The 21,326-nt window shown below is 73.2% G+C and carries 15 protein-coding genes; 11 read left to right on the top strand and 4 right to left on the bottom strand.

The genetic code is table 11. The features are described 5' to 3' along the window. Positions 1 to 91: 91 nt before the first annotated feature. The gene (locus tag ACFT5B_RS11300; RefSeq protein WP_386798194.1) at positions 92 to 1,333 is read left to right on the top strand and encodes a polysaccharide ABC transporter ATP-binding protein; all 1,242 of its coding nucleotides are present in this window, start codon (positions 92 to 94) and stop codon (positions 1,331 to 1,333) included. Then, positions 1,330 to 2,232, top strand: coding sequence for an ABC transporter permease (locus ACFT5B_RS11295; protein ID WP_386798193.1), 903 nt, complete (start codon positions 1,330 to 1,332; stop codon positions 2,230 to 2,232). The genes ACFT5B_RS11300 and ACFT5B_RS11295 overlap by 4 nt, the downstream gene beginning before the upstream one ends. On the opposite strand, the gene ACFT5B_RS11290 is transcribed toward ACFT5B_RS11295, so the two are convergent. Further along, a complete protein-coding gene (locus ACFT5B_RS11290; RefSeq protein ID WP_386798191.1) occupies positions 2,229 to 3,368 on the bottom strand; it encodes a glycosyltransferase family 4 protein in 1,140 nt (379 codons plus the stop codon). The two genes, ACFT5B_RS11295 and ACFT5B_RS11290, sit on opposite strands and share 4 nt — an antisense overlap. A gap of 102 nt (positions 3,369 to 3,470) precedes the next feature. Here ACFT5B_RS11290 and ACFT5B_RS11285 point away from each other — a divergent pair, with 102 nt between their 5' ends. Genes ACFT5B_RS11285 through ACFT5B_RS11265 form a run of 5 tightly spaced genes read left to right on the top strand, consistent with a single transcriptional unit; the run spans position 3,471 to position 8,428 of the window. Beyond that, positions 3,471 to 4,556 (top strand): glycosyltransferase family 4 protein, encoded by a 1,086-nt coding sequence (locus ACFT5B_RS11285; RefSeq protein WP_386798189.1) that lies wholly within the window; start codon positions 3,471 to 3,473, stop codon positions 4,554 to 4,556. A gap of 51 nt (positions 4,557 to 4,607) precedes the next feature. After that, on the top strand, positions 4,608 to 5,591 hold the full coding sequence (locus ACFT5B_RS11280; protein ID WP_386798187.1) for a glycosyltransferase family 2 protein: 984 nt from the start codon (positions 4,608 to 4,610) through the stop codon (positions 5,589 to 5,591). After that, positions 5,588 to 6,466, top strand: coding sequence for a hypothetical protein (locus ACFT5B_RS11275; RefSeq protein WP_386798185.1), 879 nt, complete (start codon positions 5,588 to 5,590; stop codon positions 6,464 to 6,466). Before ACFT5B_RS11280 ends, ACFT5B_RS11275 begins: the two co-directional genes overlap by 4 nt. A 22-nt stretch (positions 6,467 to 6,488) precedes the next feature. Then, the gene (locus ACFT5B_RS11270; protein WP_386798183.1) at positions 6,489 to 7,136 is read left to right on the top strand and encodes a GNAT family N-acetyltransferase; all 648 of its coding nucleotides are present in this window, start codon (positions 6,489 to 6,491) and stop codon (positions 7,134 to 7,136) included. Between the two features lie 17 nt (positions 7,137 to 7,153). Then, a complete protein-coding gene (locus ACFT5B_RS11265) occupies positions 7,154 to 8,428 on the top strand; it encodes a lipase family protein (RefSeq protein WP_386798181.1) in 1,275 nt (424 codons plus the stop codon). Positions 8,429 to 8,437: 9 nt separating this feature from the next. Here ACFT5B_RS11265 and ACFT5B_RS11260 read toward each other — a convergent pair whose 3' ends face one another. Both ACFT5B_RS11260 and ACFT5B_RS11255 read right to left on the bottom strand, forming a co-directional pair. Then, positions 8,438 to 9,595 (bottom strand): GNAT family N-acetyltransferase, encoded by a 1,158-nt coding sequence (locus ACFT5B_RS11260; protein WP_386798179.1) that lies wholly within the window; start codon positions 9,593 to 9,595, stop codon positions 8,438 to 8,440. Between the two features lie 87 nt (positions 9,596 to 9,682). Beyond that, positions 9,683 to 10,813, bottom strand: coding sequence for an ATP-grasp domain-containing protein (locus ACFT5B_RS11255; RefSeq protein WP_386798177.1), 1,131 nt, complete (start codon positions 10,811 to 10,813; stop codon positions 9,683 to 9,685). Positions 10,814 to 11,012: 199 nt separating this feature from the next. Between ACFT5B_RS11255 and mfd the strand changes: the two genes are divergently transcribed. The 3 genes from mfd (at position 11,013) to ACFT5B_RS11240 (ending at position 16,953) form a co-directional block, all read left to right on the top strand. Then, complete coding sequence (gene mfd / locus ACFT5B_RS11250; RefSeq protein WP_386798175.1) at positions 11,013 to 14,699, top strand: transcription-repair coupling factor; 3,687 nt, start codon at positions 11,013 to 11,015, stop codon at positions 14,697 to 14,699. Positions 14,700 to 14,860: 161 nt separating this feature from the next. Next, entirely contained in the window at positions 14,861 to 16,168 is a 1,308-nt protein-coding gene (locus ACFT5B_RS11245; RefSeq protein WP_386798173.1) for a UDP-glucose dehydrogenase family protein, read from the top strand. Between the two features lie 122 nt (positions 16,169 to 16,290). Next, on the top strand, positions 16,291 to 16,953 hold the full coding sequence (locus ACFT5B_RS11240; protein WP_386798171.1) for a phosphatase PAP2 family protein: 663 nt from the start codon (positions 16,291 to 16,293) through the stop codon (positions 16,951 to 16,953). Between the two features lie 22 nt (positions 16,954 to 16,975). On the opposite strand, the gene ACFT5B_RS11235 is transcribed toward ACFT5B_RS11240, so the two are convergent. Then, positions 16,976 to 17,503 (bottom strand): hypothetical protein, encoded by a 528-nt coding sequence (locus ACFT5B_RS11235; protein ID WP_386798169.1) that lies wholly within the window; start codon positions 17,501 to 17,503, stop codon positions 16,976 to 16,978. 442 nt (positions 17,504 to 17,945) lie between these two features. On the opposite strand from ACFT5B_RS11235, the gene ACFT5B_RS11230 reads away from it, so the two are divergent. Further along, on the top strand, positions 17,946 to 21,260 hold the full coding sequence (locus tag ACFT5B_RS11230; RefSeq protein ID WP_386798167.1) for a glycoside hydrolase family 3 C-terminal domain-containing protein: 3,315 nt from the start codon (positions 17,946 to 17,948) through the stop codon (positions 21,258 to 21,260). Positions 21,261 to 21,326 lie beyond the last annotated feature (66 nt).

Here is a 21,326-nt window from a genome sequence, read left to right as displayed (position 1 = left end):
GACGCGTCGTCCTGGACGGGCCGAGCCCGGATAATGGCCGAGTGCTGATCCTGACGTCGCCCGGTCGCGACACCCGCGTGCGAGGCCGTCGGTGAGCCCCGCCGCCGGCCGGGCGGTCGTGGTCGCGGGCCTGGGGAAGTCGTATCGCGTGGGGCGGCGCGGCTTCCGGCCGAACACGGTGGTCGAGGCGGCGACGGAGCGGCTCCGTCACCCCCTGCGGCGCACGGTCTACGAGGAGTTCCGCGCGCTCGACGACGTCTCGTTCGAGGTGCCGTGGGGCGAGGCCGTCGGCATCGTGGGACGCAACGGGGCGGGGAAGTCCACGCTGCTCAAGCTCCTGACCCGGATCACCGCCCCGACCCGGGGGCGGATCGAGCTCTCCGGCCGGATCGGGAGCCTCCTCGAGGTCGGGACGGGCTTCCACCCCGAGCTCACCGGCCGGGAGAACATCTTCCTGTCGGGCTCGCTCCTCGGCATGAACCGGGGCGAGATCCGGCGTCAGTTCGACAGCATCGTCGACTTCTCGGGCGTCGAGAAGTTCCTCGACACCCCGGTCAAGCGGTACTCGTCCGGCATGTACGTGCGGCTGGCGTTCTCGGTCGCCGCGCACCTGGAGACGGAGATCCTGGCGATCGACGAGGTCCTCGCGGTGGGGGACGCCGAGTTCCAGAACAAGTCGCTCGCCAAGATGCGGGACGTCGCGAAGGACGGGCGCACCGTCCTCTACGTGAGCCACCAGATGCAGACCGTGACCGCCCTGTGCACGTCCGCGCTCTACCTCGAGCGTGGCCGGCTGGAGTACTACGGCGGCGTCGACGGGGCGCTCGAACGATACCGGGCGAGCTTCGCGACGTTCGCTGCCACCCAGGCGGTCGCGTCGCGGCGTGCGGGGACCGGGGAGCTGCGGGCCAGGGCGGTCCGGCTCTCTGAGGACAGCTACGAGCCCGCCGAGGACAAGCTGATCGAGATCGATCTCGACGCCAACCCCGAGATGGTCGGGCAGTACTTCGTGTCGGTGCACGTGAACGACGAGAACGGCGTCACCGTCGTGCAGTGCGACTCCCGGAACGTGGGCGTCTGGCTCGACCCGGCGAGCGCGCAGTCCGTCACGCTCTCCGTCACCAACCTCTGGCTCAAGCCCGGCCGCTACACGGTGGACGTCTACGTGTGCAAGACAGGCATCCTCGACTCGTGGGAGGGAGCGGCGGCTTTCGAGGTGATCCCGGTGTCGCCCTACCCCGAGCTGGCGGGCGACGAGGCGCTGGCCGCGGGCATGGTGCTGTCGGACTTCTCGTACCAGGCGGTCCCCGCGCCCGCGGTGGGTGCGCCGTGAACCGCGAGGAGCTCGCGCTGAGCACCGGGGCGCGGCACGGGCGTGGCGCGGAAGCGTCGGCCCGGGCTGCCGCGCGTCGGTCTCGCGTCACCGTCATCACCCCTCCGGGACGCTTCTCGCTGCCACGCTGGTCGGAGGTGTGGGAGGCGCGCGAGGTCGCGTACCGGTTCGCGCAGCGCGACGTGCTGCTGCGGTACCGCCAGACCGTCGTGGGCGTGGCGTGGGTCGTCCTGCAGCCTCTGGCGTCCGCGGGGATCTTCTCGATCGTGTTCGGCCAGGTGGCGAACCTCAGCTCGGACGGCGTGCCGTACTTCGTCTTCTCGTACATGGGCATGCTCGCCTGGAACCTCTTCAACAACGTGCTGGGCCGGGCGGCGCCGTCGCTCGTGTCGAACCAGTCGCTCGTGTCGAAGGTGTTCTTCCCCCGCATGATCGTGCCCCTGTCGGGCGCTGCGTCGGTGCTCCTGGACTTCCTCGTCGCGCTCGTGCTCGGCGTGGTCCTGCTGATCGTGTACGGGATCAACCCGGGGTGGCCGGTGCTCCTCGTGCCCGTCTGGGTGGTGCTCGTGGTGCTGCTGTCGTCGGGGCTCGGCCTGGCCGCCGCCGCGCTCCAGGTCAAGTACCGCGACGTCGGCTACGTGCTGCCGTGGCTGACCCAGATCCTGCTGTACGCGTCGCCCGTCGCCTACGCCGTCTCGGAGGTGCCGGACAACCTCCGGGGCCTGTTCAACGCGAACCCGCTCACCTGGATGCTGGGGATGTTCCGCTGGTCGCTGCTCGGGCTCGACCGGCCGCCGCTCTGGCAGATCGGCGCGTTTGCCGGGGTGTCGCTGGCCGTGTTCTACCTCGGTGCGCTCTTCTTCCAGTCCTGGGAACGCAACTTCGCCGACGTGATCTAGCGTCGACGACGCGCGGGGAGGCGACGGTAGACGGCGTCGTCGAGCCGGGCGACCCGCTCCCAGGTGAAGAGCGCTGCGGTCCGCGGGCCGGCGGTGGCGAGCCGCTCGCGGAGCGCGGGGTCGACCACCGCCCGCCGCAGCGCGACCGCCAGGGCGCGCTGGTCCTCCGGGTCGACGACGAGCGCGTCGACGCCGTCGGTGACGATCTCGACCACGCCGCCCCGCGCCGTGGCCACCACGGGCACCCCGGCCCGGAGCCCCTCGAGGACCACGATCCCGAACGCCTCGACGCGGCTCGGCACGACGAGAGCCTCGGCCCGCCGCATCACGGTCACGACTTGGTCCCGCGGCAGGGAACCGGGCAGCACGACGCGGTCGGCCACCCCGAGCTCGGCCGCGAGCGCGTGCAACGCGTCTCGCTCCGGCCCCGCGCCCGCGACGACGAGCCGGAGCTCGTCGTCGAGGCCCGCCGTCGCGAACGCGCGGAGGAGCAGGTCGAAGCCCTTGATGCGGACCAGGCGACCGGTGCCGAGCACGTACCGCGCGGGGAGCCAGCCCGGCTCCGGGGCGGCCGGCTCGTCAGGGTCCACGCCGTTGAGCACCACGTCGACGCCGGCAGGGTCCTGGCCGAAGCGCGCGAGGTCCTCGGCGGCGTAGGCCGAGCAGGCGGTCACTGCCGCTGCGTGGCCGAGCGCGTAGCGGAGTGCGCGGCGCTGCACGACGGACGTCTCGAAGACCCGGTCGGCGTCCATGAAGGTCTCGCCGTGCGCCCCCACGACGAGCGGGATCCCGAGCAGTCGCGACATCGCTGTCGCCCAGGTCCCGTTGGGGCCGAAGCACTGGACGTGGAGGACGTCCGGGCGGTCGGCCCGAGCCGCCCGCACCCAGGCCGCGAGGGCCCGCGGGCCCTCCCAGGCGAACCGGGCGGCAGAGCGGGCGTTCGCGGCCGGCAGGGGCGTGGGAAGGTGACGGACGGTGATCCCTGGGAGGGTCACGGGAGCATCCCCGCGATCGACGGTCCAGATCACGACCTCGTGGCCGAGGTCCTGCAACCGGGGCGCCAGGCGGTGCACGTGCTCCTCGACTCCGCCGACGCGGGGGAGGAAGGAGCTGGCGACGAGGGCCACGACTGACACGCTCGTGATCGTAGAGGGACGGGGGCGGCGGCGGTGGCCCCCGGACGCATTTCGCCCGGTCGCGGGCCCCGGGCGCGGGCGCGTCCGACCTAGGGTTGCGGCATGACCTCCCGGCTCGCCCTCGCGACGTTCGCGTCCGCGAACCCCATGGGCCAGCAGGCCTACGAGGCTCGGATCGCGGAGCGCGCCGCGCGCGCGGCGGGTCCGGGGATCGAGGTCCGCGAAGCGGTCGTGCGCACGCTCCGCTCGCCGCTGCCCGGGACGGCGCGCCTGCCCCACTGGGTGCTCGACGGTGCACCGCGGTCGGTCCGACGCGCGGTGGGCGCGGTGGCGTACGGGCGCAACGACGTCGTGCACCGGATGAGCCTGTCGCTGCCGCCGGCGTCGGTTCCGGAGATCGTCACGGTGCACGACACCGTGGCGTGGCGGTTCCCGGACGAGTCCGCGCCGCCGCGGTTCGCTGCTGAGGAGACGCGTGCGGCGGCGGCTGTGCTCGCGGTCTCGCAGTACTCGGCGGACGACGCCGCCGAGCTCCTCGGGCTCGACCGGGTACGCGTGGTGCCCAACGGTGTCGACGACGTGTTCTTCGACGCCCGCCCGCTCGCCGAGGATCGGCTCCGCGCGCTCGGGGTCCCCGGTCGGTACGTGCTGACAGTCGGCGGCTCGACGCTCCGCAAGAACCTCGAGGGTCTCGCCGCGGCGTGGCCGCGCGTGCGGGCAGCGCATCCCGACGTCGACCTCGTCCTGTGCGGGCCGCCGTCGGAGCGTCGGGACCGGCTCTTCGGCCCTCTGGAGGGCGCGCACCGGCTCGGCAAGGTCGACGAGGACACGCTGGTCGGGCTCATGGCCGGCGCAGCCGGCGTCGTCGTGCCGTCGCTCCACGAGGGCTTCGGTCTCCCCGCGCTCCAGGCGATGGCGTGCGGTACGCCGCTCGTCGCAGCGGACAGGAGCGCTCTGCCGGAGGTCTGCGGCGGTTGCGCGGTGCTCGTGGAGCCCGACGGCTCGGGGATCGCCGACGGGCTCGTCCACGTGCTCGACGAGAGCTCCGACCTCGGGCCGCTCGTGGCGGCGGGCCGCGCCCGGGCCAGGGAGTTCACCTGGGACCGCTGCGCGGCCGGGCACGCGGCCGTGTGGCGGGACGTCCTCGGGCTGCCGGCTGCGCCGGGGCCGAGGCTCTCGCCCGGGTGAATTGGGCACGGCGGTCCCGGAGCCTGGTCGAACCGGCCCGATAATGGCCGCGTGCCTGAGCCCCACCCGCGGTCGGCCGCGGTCGTCGTCGCCACCTACAACCGGCCCGACCACGTCCGTCGCTGCCTCGATCACCTCGCCGCGCAGACGGTCGCGCCGGCAGCGGTGATCGTCGTCGACGCCTCGCCGGGAACGCTGACGCGTGACGTCGTGGCCGGCTTCCCGGACGTCACCTACCTGCGCAACGAGCGCGGCGCGGGCCACACCGCCACGTCCCGGATGATCGGTGTCGCGGCGGCAGGAGGCGTGGACGTCGTCGCCTTCGTCGACGACGACGCGTACGCCGAGCCCGACTGGCTCGAGGGTCTCCTGCGGCGCTACGACGACCCCGCGGTGGCTGCGGTCGGAGGCCGCGCGACCAACGGGCAGCCGGGGGAGGAGCGTGAGGGCCTCGGGGTCATCGGCCGTTTCCTCCCGAACGGCACCCTGACCGGGCACTTCGCGGCTGATCCCGGCCGCGACGTCGAGGTCGACCACATGCTCGGCGCGAACATGTCGGTGCGCCGTTCGGCCGTCGAGGAGGTCGGGGGTCTCGCCGACCACTACCCGGGGACCTGCCTGCGCGAGGAGACGGAGATCGCGCTCCGGCTGCGGCTCGCCGGCTACCGGATCGTCTACGTTCCCGAGGCCGTGGTCGAGCACGTCGCCGGCCCCTACGCGAAGGGTCGGCGGTTCGACCTGCGGTACACGTACTACGGCGAGCGGAACCACCTGGTCCTCCTGGGCCGGACGGTCGGCGTGGGCGACGTCAGGTTCCGCCGCTACCTGGGCGTCGGGGCGCGCACCGCCCTCGGGCACGTGCGCTACGCCGCGTTGGCGGCGGCCCGCAGGCCGCGTCTGTTCGGGGAGGACTCCAAGGCGCGCGGCGTCGCGAACGGGCTGTCGCGGGCAGTCGCGTGCGCCGCGGGCGGTGTCGCCGGGGCGGCCGCGCTCGTTCGCCTGGGTGTCGCAGGAGAGCTCGGGGGGGCGAGGTGAGGCTCGGCGCGTACGTCCTCGCGGGTGACCCCGCGTGGATCGAGGACTCCGTGGGGTCGTACTACGACCTGGTCGACCACATCGTGGTCGCGTACGACCAGGACGGGCTGTCGTGGTCGGGCGATCCGCTCCCGGTGGACGACGCGCTCGCGCGGCTGCGGGCGTTGGACCGTGACGGCAAGGTGATCGAGCTGCCGGGGCGCTTCTCGGACCCGAGCCGGCCGACGCTCGAGCTCGACACCGCGCAACGGCAGGCTGCGCTCGAGCGCGCGGGCGTCGGCGTCGACTGGGTGCTGCAGCTCGACACGGACGAGATCGTCGCTTCTCCGGAGCGTCTGCTGGCCTGCCTGCGGCGTGCGGACGCCGTCGGCGCGGACTCCCTCGACTACCCGCTGCGGTTCTTCTACCAGCGGGCGGGCGACCAGTTCCTCGAGCTCTCGACGCGGTTCTGGAGGTCCAGGGCCGGCTACCCGGGCCCGGTCGCGGTCCGGCCCGGTGCGCGGCTGCGGCTCTGCCGCCAGACTCGTGCCAGCGTGTACCGCGTGGACTTCCGGGCGCGCAACACCGACCCCTGGAACCACGCCGAGGTCCGCGTGGACGAGGTGATCCCCGTCACGGAGGGGATCGTGCACATGTCCTGGGTGCGGACGCGCGAGCAGATGCTCAGCAAGTCGGCAGTCTCGGGGCACGCGAGCGAGCGGGACTGGCCGGCGGTGCTGAAGGAGTGGGACCGAGCGGCACGCCGTCCTTGGCTCATGAGCGCCATGAGCGTGTTCTCGCGCAAGCGAGACCGGCACATCAGGCTGACCTCCGCGCCGGTTCCCCTGCACGGGCGTGACTGGTACGAACCGCACTCGGGGGCGGAAGAGCGATGAGGTGCCGAGAGGTGGCGTGGTCATGAGCAGGCTTCGGACAGCGGTGGCCGACCGGCTCCGCAAGCGGCTCCTACCGCCCGAGGAGCGGGTCGTCCCGCCGTTCCCCGCCGGCGGCCTGGCCGGGCGGGGCGTGGTCGTCCGGTCGTACCGGGCCGAGACCGACGCGGCGCCCCGACTGGTCCTCGAGCAGTCGGCCGGGATGAACCTCTGGCGCACCGCGTACGCCTCGCCGATGCGCGACGAGGCCGCCGCACGGAGCTGGTGCGAGTCGCAGCGCGAGAGCCTCGCCGCGGGCACGCTCCCGGTCGCGCTCGCCATCGTCGACGGCGACGACCGCTACCTGGGCGACATCGAGATGCTCCCGGTGCGTGACCAACGGGGAGCCGTCGAGTTCGCCCTCGGGATGATGCCCGAGGCTCGCGGGCGCTCCTACGGCATCGAAGCCTCGACCGTGCTCCTCGAGTGGCTCGCCGCGAACGCGCGGTTCCAGCGGTTCGAGGTCACCCACGTGCGGGAGAACCGGGCGGCATGCCTGGTCACCGGCAAGGTCGGGCTCCCGAAGGAAGGGGTCAAGCGCGGGGCGTTCCCGGTTCGTCGCGAGACGGGAGAGACCGTATGGCACGACATGTGCCTCCACGGCGTTCCCGTGGCGGAGTTCCCGACCCTCTGAACGGCGTGAGGAGTCCCGTGCGACGAAGCCGGCGGCGCGGGCAGGCCGACCCGGGCCGCCCGGCCGCGCCGATCGCCCCGAGGCGTCGGGTGGTGTGGGTGGGGTGGGTGGTGACCTGCTGCGTGGCGGTGGCGTCGGCCCTCGCGGCGTGCGGCGACGACGGCGGTCGCGCGACGGCGAGCGCGGCAGCGACCGACTTCTACCAGGCGCCCTCCTCGGTGCCGTCCGAGCCCGGCGTGCTCCTCCGCAGCGAGCCTCTGACCCGGGACGAGATCCCCACCGAGGCCCGAGGGTGGCGGATCCTCTACACGACCTCTGCCGGCGACGGCGCCCCGACCGTCTCGAGCGGCGTCGTCCTCGTGCCGCGCTCGGGCCCGACGACGGTCCACCACGTCGTCGCCTGGGCCCACGGCACCACAGGCGTCGCGGACGACTGCGCTCCCTCCCGGATGGCCGACGGTCTGGAAGCCGGAGGCCTCACGGTGGCGGGCGAGGCGCTCCGCCGCGGATGGGCGCTGGTCGCCACCGACTACGTGGGTCTCGGGACGCCTGGCGAGCATCCGTACGTCGTCGGCCAGCCGGCAGGGCGTTCGGTCCTCGACGCCGTTCGCGCCGCCCGACAGCTCGACGTCGTCGGACCGAGGACCAGGACGGTGCTCTGGGGCTACTCCGAGGGCGGCGGGGCGGCGCTCTGGGCTGACAAGCTCGCGCCGACCTACGCACCCGAGCTGGCGATCGACGGCGTCGCCGCCGTCGCCCCGGCGTCGAACCTTCCGGGAATCATCGACGACCTTCCGGTCGTGCCCACGAGCGCCGTGTACGTCGCCTACGTCCTGGCGGCCTACACGTCGACGTACGACGACGTCACGTACGCCATGACCGTCCAGCCCGACGCCGTGATGACCCTGAAGCGGCTGGCGCACCTGTGCCTCGACGACCCTCGCGCGGCGGAGCTCGTCGGCGCGTCCGGGCTGCTGGACCGCCCGGTGTGGGCGGAGGGGCCGGAGGCAGGACGGCTCCGCGAGCGCCTGGCCGAGAACGTCCCCAGCGGGCGGATGGTGTCCCCGGTGCTTCTGCTCCAGGGCGCGGCCGACTCGCTCGTCACGCCCGACTCCCAGGCCGCCTATGTCAGCGAGCAGTGCGCATCGGGCTCGACCCTGGACTATCGCGAGTACCCCGACACCACGCACGGCGGCATCGTCGAGGCGTCGTCGCCGGCGACACGCGATCTGGTCCGGTGGACGGCCGCACGCTTCGACGGCGGGGCGGCGCGGAGCACGTGCGGCCGTTGAGCCGCGTCGTTAGGAGCGCTTGACGCGGGCCTTGAGCTGCCGCGCGAGGTCGCGTGCCCCGCTGGGCAGGAACGTCGCGGGGGTGTTCAGGTGGGTCAGGCTTCGGCTGTGGCGGACCAGGGCTGCTGCGACGACGTCCTGCGCCCCGGTGCTGTACCGCGACTTGTAGTCCTCCTCGCCGGGGCCGAGGGAGAGGATGCGCAGACCCGCGGCATGCGAGTCGTCGATGATCGCGGTGAGGTTCACCTGCCCTGGCGAGTACTGAGGCAGGACGTCGCCGATCCCCCCGATCCAGAGGTTGGCACTGTTCCCGGCCACCAGGACGAGGTCGACGGCGGCCACGTCGTCCGCATCCCTCTCGACGCTGTAGAGCACGACGCGTTCGCCGTCGACCAGGCTCGCCACGACGTCCGAGACCATGGCGAGCATCGCGTCGTCGAAGTCCGCTCCCCACCCGCCTCGCGCCGCCTTGCGCGCGAGGTAGAGCCTTCGGAGCGCGGGGAGCCTCGCGACGATCTCGGCGGGCTCCGTGAACCGGCGTGGGTGGTACCCGTGGTCGGCGAGCCGTCTCGTGTAGCGCCTGACGCTCTTCCCGCCGCCGGTCCGCCGGTGCTCGACCCAGGTCGAGTAGGTCTCGTCGTCGAGCTCGAAGAACGGAGCTCGTGACGCGTCGGTCCGGACCTGTGCCCGCCACGACGGGAACGCCGCACGTGCAGCGCCGAGCCAGTCGTAAGGGTCCTCGACGCACTCGAGCTCGACGCGGTCGGGGACCGGGCGGAGCCCGGCGAGGCCCGCGACCAGTGCTTCCTTGGCGGCGATGTCGTCGCGTACGGCCAGCGGCTCGACCCCGACGATCGTCTGGTGCCCGGCCATCCGGTAGGTGACGAAGCCCCACGTGTCGCGCGTGTGGAACAGCGGCCAGATCCCGACGACGCGTCCGTCGCGCCGCGCCACGACGATCCGTGCGCGCGCGGGTTCGGCGAGGACGAACCGGTACCAGGGCAGCACACAGCTCGGCGCGGACCGGGGGGCGCCTCGCCGCACGGCCAGGGCCTCCCACTCCGACTCGAGCGCCGGGTCGTCGTGAGGAACCCCGTCGACGACCTCCCAGACCGTCGGGACGCCGACCTTGTCTGCGTCATGGTTGAGCGCTGCCTGTGACCGCACCAAGCCAGCCTACGGACGGCCGGCCGCGGTCGCGCCGTCGCGCGGTGCCAGCCGCCGAAAGTCACCCGGTCGGCGTTCCGCGGACGGTCAGGTCCGGTGCCGGGCCGAGCGCTTCGCGAGGACCGTCAGCCACGCCACGTGCAGCACGTAGCGCGGCCCGAGCCAGCGCAGGAACGGCCACGCCTCGCGCGTCGCGCGGCCCGCGAGCCGGAGCCAGCCCAGGTGGGGTGCCTCTCCGAGCAGGGGTCCGGGGAACGAGCGGATCCTGCTGCCGGGTTTCGGGGATGGGATGGGCGTGCTGCCCACCGGCCGCACGCCCAGCGCCTCCGCGTAGGCGTGGACGAAGTCGAAGCCGAGGCGCCGGAGCGGCACGAGCGAGTCCCACGCCCGCGCGTTGACGTCGACGACGTAGGCGCCGCCCTCCGGGGTCCGCAGCACGTCGAGGTTGACCAGCCCGCGCCCGCCGAGGGCCTCGACGGTCGCGCGGCCGACGGCACGGACTGCGGGGTCGTCGAGAAGCTCGAGCTCGCTGGCCGGCATGTTGCCGGTCCGGGCAGCCGTGTGCGCGACGACGTCGAGGATCACGCGGCCGTCCGCGTGGGCCGCGCAGTACTGCACCGTCTCGCCGTCGACGGCGGCCTCGAAGAACGTCGCGTCCGTACCGAGCCGCGTGACGAGGTCGCGTGCCTGCTCCGCGTCGTCCACCAGGTGGACCCCGGTCCCGCCCGCGCCCACCCGTTCCTTGACGAAGAAAGGGACGCCGAGCGACTCGGCCGCGACCGCGGGGTCGGTGCTGGCGTCGAGCACGGCGGGGACGGGGACGCCGTGACCTGCGAGCGTGCGGGACACCGCGAGCTTGTCGGCCAGGCGCGCCGCGTTGTCCAGGACCGCCGCCTCCGGCACGGTCGCCGCGGCCTCGTCCGCCCTGCGCGCGAGCGCCACCACGTCCACGTCGCGGCCCTGCGCGTCCACCGCCGTCCACGGCCGCTCGCCGCCGCGCACGAGCGCGTCCACGGTCGTCGTGCCGCCGAACACGAGCGCGACCATGAGACGTTCGTCGCGGCCGTTCGTCGGCCCGACGTGCACGGCGTGCAGCCCGTGTCGTCGCGCCCCCGCCGCGAGCTGCATCATCGAGTGCCAGGGCTGCTCGAGCACCACCAGCACCGCCGGTGGTCGGGGCGGGGTCGTGGTGGTGCCGCGGCGGCGCCCGAGTCGCATGGACCTCACAGTAGGGGAGATCCTGCTGGGCTGGTCGCCCGGGTGTCGGTGCCGCCGCGTAGGCTGGTTCCATCACCCCAGCCCGATCTCCGGGCCCGAGTGCGCCCGCCTCTGCGTGCGGCCCCCGGGTCCCACGGATCGGGCCGCACGTGCTTGCCCGCGCGCGCCCCGCCGTGTCCGCGCACTCCGAAGGAATCGCATGAACCTCACCGGACTCCTGCCCGCCGTCCTGGCCGATCCGACCGCCGCGTCCGTCGTCGACCGTGTCCGTGCGCGCGGCGAGCTGGACGTCGTCGCGTCGGTGGGGGTCCGCCCGGCGCTGCTGGCGGCGGCGAGCGCGAAGCGTCCGCTCGTCGTGGTGACGGCGACAGGCCGCGAGGCCGACGAGCTCGCGACCGCGGTGCGCGCGTACCTCCCCGACGACGAGCACGACGCCGTCGCCGTCCTCCCGAGCTGGGAGACGCTGCCGCACGAGCGCCTGTCGCCGCGCGCCGACACGGTGGCGCGTCGTCTCGCGGTGTTCCGTCGCCTCGCGCACCCGAGCGCCGTCGACCGGGCCGCCACCACCGGCCAGACCGCGGACGCGGGTGCGGCGACCCCCGGGAGCGGGCTGGCGCCGTCGGGCACGAGCCACACCGGGCCGATCAAGATCTTGGTGGTCCCGGTGCGGGCGCTGCTCCAGCCGGTGGTCGAGGGGCTGGGGGAGCTGGCACCGGTCGAGCTGCACGCGGGCGACCAGGTGGACCTCGAGGACGTCGCCCAGCGCCTGTCCGACGCCGCGTACACGCGCGTTGACATGGTGGAGCGGCGCGGCGAGTTCGCGGTCCGTGGCGGCATCCTCGACGTGTTCCCGCCCACCGAGGACCACCCGCTGCGCGTCGAGCTGTGGGGCGACGAGGTCGAGGAGATCCGCTGGTTCGCGGTCGCCGACCAGCGCAGCCTCGAGGTCGCGGAGCGCGGCGTGTGGGCGCCGCCGTGCCGCGAGCTGTTGCTGACCCCGGAGGTGCGGGCGCGGGCGCTCGGCCTGCAGGAGCGGCTCCCGGGTGCCGTCGACATGCTCGAGCGCATCGGCAACGGGATCGCCGTGGAGGGCATGGAGTCGCTCACCCCGGTCCTCGTGGACCGGATGGTCCCGGTGCTCTCGCTCGTGCCCGACGACGCGCTCCTGGTCGCGGTCGAGCCCGAGCGCGTGCGCCGTCGTGCGCACGACCTGGTGGCGACCACGGAGGAATTCCTGGCTGCCGCGTGGACGGGGGCCGCGGGCGGCGGGAGCACCCCGCTCGACCTGTCGGCGGCGTCGTTCCTCACGCTCGCGGACGCCCGCGACGAGTCGGCCCGCCGCGGGCTGGGCTGGTGGACGTTCTCGTCGTTCGGGCTGGGCACCGACGACCTCGCAGAGCTGACCGACGGCGCCGTCGACGGCGTCGAGACGCTCACGATCCCGGCGCGGGACGTCGAGCGCTACGCGGGCGACGTGGAGCGCGCCGTCGACGACGTCCGCGGCCTCCAGCACGCCGAGTGGCGCCTCGTCCTCACGACCGAGGGCCACGGCCCTGCCCAGCGCATGACGGAGCAGCTCCGCTCGTCGGACACGGCGGCCCGGCTCGTCCCGTCGCTGACGGCGACCGAGGCCCCCGACGGACCCGAACCGGGGATCGTGCTCGTCACGGTCGCGCCGGGCGTCCCGGGGTTCGTCATGCCCGAGCTCAGGCTCGCCGTGTTCAGCGAGTCCGACCTCACGGGCCGCGCCGGCCAGGGCACCAAGGACATGCGCCGCATGCCGAGCCGGCGGCGCAACGTCGTCGACCCGCTGCAGCTGCGCGCGGGCGACTTCGTGGTGCACGAGCAGCACGGCGTCGGGCGGTTCGTCGAGATGGTGCAGCGCACGCTCGGCACGGGCGCGAACGCGGCCACGCGCGAGTACCTCGTGCTCGAGTACGCGAGCAGCAAGCGCGGGCAGCCGGGGGACCGGCTGTTCGTGCCGATGGACCAGCTCGACCAGGTCACCAAGTACGTGGGCGGCGAGGCCCCCTCGCTGTCGAAGATGGGCGGCTCGGACTGGTCGAAGACCAAGAGCCGCGCCCGCAAGCACGTCAAGGAGATCGCGAGCGAGCTCATCCGGCTCTACTCGGCGCGCATGGCGACGGAGGGGCACGCGTTCGGCCCCGACACCCCGTGGCAGCGCGAGCTCGAGGACGCCTTCGCGTACATCGAGACGCCCGACCAGCTCTCCACGATCGACGAGGTCAAGGCCGACATGGAGAAGTCGGTCCCGATGGACCGGCTCGTGTGCGGTGACGTCGGCTACGGCAAGACGGAGATCGCGGTCCGGGCTGCCTTCAAGGCGGTCCAGGACGGCAAGCAGGTGGCGATCCTCGTCCCGACGACGCTGCTCGTCCAGCAGCACTTCGAGACGTTCTCCGAGCGGTACGCGCAGTTCCCGGTCACGGTCCGGGCGCTGTCCCGGTTCCAGACCGACAAGGAGTCGAACGAGACGATCGCGGGCCTCGCGGACGGGTCGGTCGACGTGGTCATCGGCACGCACCGCCTCATCTCGGGGAGCATCCGCTTCAAGGACCTCGGGCTCGTCGTCATCGACGAGGAGCAGCGGTTCGGCGTCGAGCACAAGGAGACGCTCAAGGCGCTGCGCACCAACGTCGACGTCCTGGCGATGTCCGCGACCCCGATCCCGCGCACGCTCGAGATGGCCGTCACGGGCATCCGCGAGATGTCGACGCTCGCGACCCCGCCCGAGGAGCGGCACCCCGTCCTCACGTACGTGGGCGCGTACGACGACAAGCAGATCACCGCGGCCGTGCGTCGCGAGCTCCTGCGCGAGGGCCAGGTCTTCTACGTCCACAACCGGGTCGAGTCCATCGACAAGGCGGCCGCGCGCATCCGCGAGCTCGTCCCCGAGGCGAGGGTCGACGTCGCGCACGGCAAGATGAGCGAGGGCCAGCTCGACCGGGTCATCCGGTCGTTCTGGGAGAAGGAGCTCGACGTCCTCGTCTGCACGACGATCATCGAGACCGGCCTCGACATCTCCAACGCGAACACGCTGATCCTCGAGCGGGCCGACCAGCTCGGCCTGTCCCAGCTCCACCAGCTGCGCGGGCGCGTCGGGCGTGGCCGCGAGCGGGCGTACTCGTACTTCCTGTACCCGCCCGAGCGTCCCCTGACCGAGACCGCGCACGACCGCCTCGCGACCATCGCCGCCCACACCGACCTCGGTGCGGGCATGCAGGTTGCGATGAAGGACCTCGAGATCCGCGGTGCCGGCAACCTGCTCGGCGGCGAGCAGTCGGGCCACATCGAGGGCGTGGGCTTCGACCTGTACGTCCGGATGGTCGGGGAGGCCGTGGCGTCGTTCCGCGGCGAGGGCGGCGAGGAGGAGGCGCCCGACGTCACCGTCGAGCTCCCCGTCGACGCGCACCTGCCCGTCGAGTACATCGCCCACGAGCGCCTGCGCCTCGAGGCGTACAAGAAGATCGCCGGCGCCCAGGACGACGCCGCGCTCGCCGAGATCCGCGCCGAGCTCGTCGACCGGTACGGCGCGCTGCCCGAGGTCGCGTCGGCGCTCTTCGACGTCGCCGCGTTCCGCAACCACGCGCGCCGCGCCGGGCTCACCGACGTCACTGCGCAGGGCAAGTTCGTGCGGTTCGCGCCCGTCGAGCTCGCGGAGTCCGCCACCCTGCGGCTCAAGCGCCTCTACCCGGGTGCGATCATCAAGCCCGCCGTGCGAACGATCCTCGTCCCCTTCCCGACGACGGCGCGCATCGGCGGCAAGCCCCTGCACGGCGTCGAGGTGCTCGCGTGGGCCAAGCAGCTCATCGACGCGGTCGTCGTCGGCGAGGTGTCGGCCGCGGCGGCGGTGGGCACGCGCTGAGCCGTTGATCGTGCCGCCGGTGGCACCGGTCGCATGATCGCCGGATGACCGCGGATCGCCCGAACCTCTGCGGGCCGCGCTCCCTTCCGCAAGAATCGAGTGGTGCGCCTCGACGACGGCGAGACCGGTCCCCCCGGCACCACGTGCGGGGGCAGGCTGCCATGAGGATCTCCGTCATCGGGTGCGGCTACCTCGGCGCCGTCCATGCGGCGGCGATGGCGTCGCTCGGCCACGAGGTCGTGGGGGTCGACGTGGCAGCCGACCGTGTCGCGGCGCTGACGGACGGCCGCGCACCCTTCTACGAGCCGGGGCTCGACGAGCTGCTCGCACGCGCGAGCAGTGCGGAGCGGCTCTCGTTCACGACGGACGTCGCGGACGCCAAGGGTGCGGCCGTGCACTTCGTGTGCGTCGGCACCCCGCAGCGCGCCGACTCCGACGCGGCGGACCTGCGCCACGTCGAGGCGGCGTTCGAGGCGCTGCTGCCGGTGCTGCAGCCGGGCGACGTGGTGGCGGGCAAGTCGACGGTGCCCGTGGGCACCGCGGAGCGGCACCGACGGGATGTCGAGGCCGCGGGTGCGCACCTCGTGTGGAACCCCGAGTTCCTCCGGGAGGGCTTCGCGATCCACGACACGCTCCACCCGGACCGGCTCGTCTACGGGCTCGCCCCCGGCGACACGACCTCGGCGGCCGTGCTCGACGAGGTGTACGCCAGCCAGCTCGACGCTCGGACGCCCCGCATCGTCACCGACCTCGCGACGGCCGAGCTCGTGAAGGTCGCGGCGAACTCGTTCCTCGCGACCAAGATCTCCTTCATCAACGCGATGGCCGAGCTGTGCGAGGTCGCGGGCGGTGACGTCGGGACGCTCGCGGACGCGATCGGCCTCGACCCGCGTATCGGGCGCAGGTTCCTCGGGGCGGGGGTCGGGTTCGGAGGCGGGTGCCTGCCGAAGGACATCCGGGCCTTCTCGGCGCGTGCGCACGAGCTCGGGGCGGACAGCGCCGGCGGGCTCCTGCGCGAGGTCGACGGGATCAACCTGCGGCGGCGGGAGCACGTCGCGGACCTGGTGCGCGAGGAGGTGGGCGAGCTCGTCGGTGCGCGGGTCTCCGTGCTGGGCGCGGCGTTCAAGCCGGACAGCGACGACGTCCGGGACTCGCCGGCGCTCGATGTCGCGCTCCGTCTCGCGGCCGCCGGCGCCGACGTCGTGGTGACGGACCCCCGCGCGATCGAGTCGGCTCGCCGGGTCGCGCCCGGCCTGACCTACGTGCCGGACCTGGACGACGCGGTGCGCGGCGCTCGGGCCGTCGTCCTGCTGACCGAGTGGCGCGAGTACCGCGACGCCGACCCGGCGCGGCTCGGCGCGCTCGTGTCGAGGCGGGTGGTGGTCGACGGTCGTCGTGTGCTCGACCGGGCGGCGTGGGAGGCGGCGGGCTGGCGGTTGCGGGTCATCGGCTCCGCCGACCGGACGTAGCCCCGCCGCCCGGCCACCCGAACCGCAGCGCGACGGAGGGTCGGTCACCTCGTCGCGGACGCCCGGGGTGAACTTCGTCCGCCGTCCGTCGGCGGCCGGAGGTGCTCGCGTACGGTGCGCGTATGGACGCGCCCGCCCGGCCGAACGCGCCGTCCGCCGCTCCGAGCCGGACGGCGTACACGGTGCCGCTCGACCGCGTGCACCTGCTGGTCACGGCCGCGGTGTCCGTGGTGGGCCTCGTCCTCGTCTACCTCGTCGAGGTGTGCACGGACGCGGGCCAGCGACAGGACGTGCTCGTGTTCGCGCGCTTCCAGGCGCTGCCGCTCGCCGAGCACGCGGGCGCGATCCGCGACGGCGTCCCGATCGCCCTCGGTGTGGCGACCGTGGCGCTCGCGGTCCGTGCGGTCAGACGCGGCGCGGTGCGCGCGGTCGTCGCGCAGGTGGTCGTGGTCGGGCTGGCGGCGCTCGGCTCCGAGCTCCTCAAGGACGTCCTCGTCCGGCCGTTCCACGGCACGTACGCCTACACGTACAACACGTTCCCGTCTTCGCACATGGCGACGACGGCGGCGCTCGCGTGTGCGGTCCTCGCCCTGTGGGGGACGGCGAGGTGGCGCGCGGAGGCGACGTTCGTCGTCGTGCTCCTCGTGGCGCTGGCGGGCACCTACAACGTGACGGGCTTCGCGCACCGCCCGTCGGACGTCGTCGGGGGCGTCCTGATCGCCACGGCGCTCGAGGGCTTCACGCTCGCCGCGCTCGGCCTGGGTGCCGGGCGGGCGCGCGGCTGAGCCGCGCTCGCCCGTCCCGGCCTCAGACGACGGCGCGCTGCGCGAGGCGCTGGAGGTCCTCGGGCGTCGCCTCGTAGGCGCGGCCCCCGAGCTGCGTCTCGGCGAGCGACTCGCGGATCGCGACGGTGCGCGCGATGTTCGCGGTGATCATGCCGCGCAGGAACGGGGCGTTCTGCGTGAGGATCGCCGTCGGGTGGCTCTGCTGGACGAGGAGGTCCCAGTGCTCGTCGCCGCCGTCGTGCAGGAAGACGGGGAGCGCGGGGTTCTCGCGCGTGCGTGCGTTCGCGAACTCGAGGGCCGCGAGCCGGTCGTGCTCGAGGTCGGCCGCGGCGCCGGTCGTGACGTAGGTGGTGACCTCGTTGCCGCCGATGACGGTGACGAGCACGTAGCCGTCGTCGCCGAAGCCGAGCAGCAGGTTGCTCGAGACGCTCGTGTCGGGGAGCTGCGCGACGTTGAGCTCCACGGACTGCATGGCGGCCGCGAGCTGCCGGATGGCGTCGTGCGCGTCCTCGAGCGGGTCGGGCAGCGAGAAGTCGGTCGGGTCGGTCATGGGGTCCTCATCCGTGGCGGGGTCGCGGGCGTGGTGCGCCGGTGCCCCAGTATGCCGTGCGCGGCCCGCGGGCCCGGTCTTCCGTCAGTTTCTCGGACAACGCTGTCTCAAGTTGCCGAACGTCAATCATGCGAGTGACATGGACCCGGGTGCGCGAGGCCGCGTGCCCACCGTGCCTCGGGACGCGCGTCGTCCCGGGCGCGACGACGCCGACGACGCAGTCCGCCGCCCACGTCGCCCGCACGGTCCCTGAGCAACGACGAGGTATCTCAGGAGGACAGGTGTCCGGAACGACAGCAGCACCCCAGCACCCCAGGCGGAGAAGGCGCGCGCGCACCGTCGGCGTCGCCGCAGCGGCCGCCCTCGCGCTCGCGGCGGCGCCTGCCGTCGCGCAGGCGGCGACCGGGTCGCCCGGCGCGGCCACCGCGGCGTCGGACGACGCGTGCCCCTGGGTCACGTCCACGCGTCGGACACGGCGCGCGCCCAGCAGGTCGTCGCGCAGATGACGCTCGACGAGAAGATCACGATGGTCCACGGGACGGCGGCCGGCTCCTATACGGGCCTCGTGGCGGGGATCCCGCGCCTGTGCGTGCCCCAGCTCAAGCTGCAGGACGGCCCGGTCGGCGTGCGCATGAACGACACGACCCAGCTCCCGTCCGCGGCGGCGCTGGCCGCGACGTGGGACACGTCCGCCGCGAAGGCGTACGGCAAGGTCATCGGTCAGGAGGACAAGACCAAGGGCGTCGACGTCGACCTCGGCCCGACCGTGAACATCGTGCGCGACCCGCGCTGGGGCCGCGCCTTCGAGTCGTACTCGGAGGACCCGTTCCTGACCGGCCAGATCGGCGCGCAGGACATCGAGGGGATCCAGTCGCAGGGCGTGATGGCGCAGGTCAAGCACTGGGCCGTCTACAACCAGGAGACCAACCGCAACAGCACGTCCGACGACGCGATCGTCGACGACCGCACGGTCCACGAGATCTACACCGCCGCGTTCGGGACGATCGTCGACGAGGCGAAGCCGTCCTCGGCCATGTGCTCGTACAGCGAGGTCAACGGGCCGTTCGCGTGCGAGAACGCCTACCTCAACAACATCCTGAAGAACCAGTTCGGGTTCGACGGCTTCATCACGTCGGACTGGGGCGGCACGCACTCGACGGTCGCGTCCGCGAACGCGGGCATGGACATGGAGATGCCGGGCTCGACGTACTTCGGGACGGCGCTCAAGACGGCGGTGCAGAACGGCCAGGTGTCGGTGAGCCGGGTCGACGACATGGTGACCCGCATCCTGCGCCAGGAGTTCCGGTTCGGCCTGGTGACGGACCCGAGCCCCGACACGCCCGACGCCGTCGCCTCCACGGACGCCCACGTCGCCACGGCGCGCCAGGTCGCGGAGGACGGCACGGTGCTGCTGAAGAACGCCGGAAACGTCCTGCCGCTCACGAAGGCCACGCACTCGGTCGCCGTCATCGGCGACGGGGCGGGCTCGAACACCATGAGCGCGGGCGGCGGCAGCGCCTCCGTCGGCGGGACCGGGACGGTCACGCCCCTGCAGGGCATCACCGACCGCGCGGCGAAGGCCGGCGTCGACGTGACGTACGCGCAGGGCCCGTCGAGCTCCGGCAAGCTGCCGGCGATCGACGCGCAGTACCTGGCGCCCGCCTCCGGGACCGGCACCGGTCTGACCGGCGAGTACTTCGCGAACACCGACCTCTCGGGCGCTCCGGTCGTGACGCGGACGGACCCGCAGGTCGCGTTCTCCTGGAATGGCGCGGCCCCGGCCACCGGCGTCCCGGGCACGAACTTCTCGGCGCGCTGGACCGGCACGCTCACGCCGCCGTCGTCGGGCAGCTACACGCTGAGCCTGACCAGCGACGACGGCTCGCGCCTGATCGTCGACGGCAAGACCGTGATCGACAACTGGGGTGACCACGGCGCCCAGACCAAGACGGCGACGCTCGACCTGACCCAGGGCACGCCCGTCAAGGTCGAGGTCGACTACTACCAGGCCGGGGGCGGCGACGAGGTCAGCCTCGGCTGGACCGTGCCCGGCAGCGACCCGCTCGCCGACGCCGTCGCGGCGGCGAAGAAGGCCGACGTCGCCGTCGTCTACGCGAACGACTACGAGTCCGAGGGCAGCGACCTGGAGAACATCGACCTCCCGGGCCAGCAGGACGACCTCATCGAGGCCGTCGCGCAGGCCAACCCGCGCACCGTCGTCGTGCTCAACACGGGCTCCGCGGTCACCATGCCGTGGGTCGACGACGTCGCCGGCGTGGTCGAGGCCTGGTACCCCGGTCAGGAGTCGGGCAACGCGATCGCGTCGATCCTGTTCGGCGATACGAACCCGTCGGGCAAGCTCCCGGTGACGTTCCCGAAGTCCCTCGCGGACGTCCCGGCGTCGACGGACGCCCAGTGGCCGGGCGTCGACGGCAAGGTGCAGTACTCGGAGGGCCTCGACGTCGGGTACCGGTGGTACGACGCGAAGAGCATCGACCCGCTGTTCCCGTTCGGGTACGGCCTGTCGTACACGAAGTTCAGGGTCTCCGGCCTGCACCTCAACAAGGCGACGATGAAGGAGGGCGGCAGCATCAAGGCCACCGCGACGGTGACCAACACCGGCAAGGTCGCGGGCTCGGACGTCGTGCAGGTCTACGTGTCCCAGCCGAAGAGCGCGGGCGAGCCGCCGAAGTCGCTCGTCGGCTTCCAGAAGGTCACGCTCAAGCCGGGGAAGTCGACGAAGGTGTCGGTCACGATCGACGCCCAGCAGGCCTCGGTGTGGAACACGAAGGCGCAGACCTGGGCCCTGACCCCGGGGACGTACACGGTCCGGGCCGGGGACTCGTCGTCGAGCCTGCCGACGAAGGACTACTTCTCGGTCACCACGACGACGCAGCCGCGCTGGGTGACCGTGAAGGCGCCCGGCCTCGCGAAGGCCGGGACGACGGTGACGGTCCGCACGACGTTCACCAACAAGTCCACGACGACGGCCCGCAACGTCCGGACGAGCCTCGACCTCCCGGACGGCTGGACGACGTCGCCCCGCGCGATCAGGACGAACAAGGTCGCCGCTGGGAGCTCGGTCAGCGCCACGTGGCGCGTGTCGGTGCCGGAGGACGCCGCGCCCGGTGACGCGACGATCACCGCGACGTCGACGTACGCGGGCGGGACGTCGTCGGGCACCGCGACCACCCAGGTGCCCTACGCGTCGCTCGCCGCCGCGTTCGACACGGTCGGGGTGAGCGACGACGCCGACGAGACCGCCGGGAACCTCGACGGCTCCGGCTACTCGTTCTCGCTGCAGGCGCTCGCGTCGGTCGGGGTCGTGCCGGGCCAGGCGATCCCGGGCGGGTACGGGGGGCTGGTGTTCCCGGACGTCGCCGCCGACAAGCCCGACGCCGTCACGACGGCGGGCCAGACGGTCGCGCTGTCGGGCGCGGGCACCGGACTCGCGCTGCTCGCCGTCGGCACCAACGGCGAGCAGAAGGGCGACGTGACGATCACGTACACGGACGGCAGCACGTCGTCCGGGACCGTGGACGTCAACGACTGGTACAGCAACAAGGCGGTCGCGGGCAGCGTGCTCGTCGCCACCACGCCGTACTGGAACCGTCCGGCGGGCTCGACCAACCAGAAGAACCAGAAGGTCAGCCTGTACGCCACGACCGTCCCCGTCACGGCGGGCAAGACCGTGGCGTACGTGACGTTCGGGACGAACCCGAGGCTGCACGTGTTCGCGGCGAACGTCACCGGCTGACGCCAGCAGCGCCCGCACTGCCCGCTCAGTCGGGCACGCGTGGGCGCGGGGAACTGTCTCGACAGC

Source organism: Luteimicrobium sp. NPDC057192, assembly GCF_042670205.1.
GTDB lineage: Bacteria > Actinomycetota > Actinomycetes > Actinomycetales > Cellulomonadaceae > Luteimicrobium.
The sequence above is the reverse complement of the archived record's forward strand: the minus strand, read 5'-3'. Positions and strand labels throughout refer to the sequence as shown.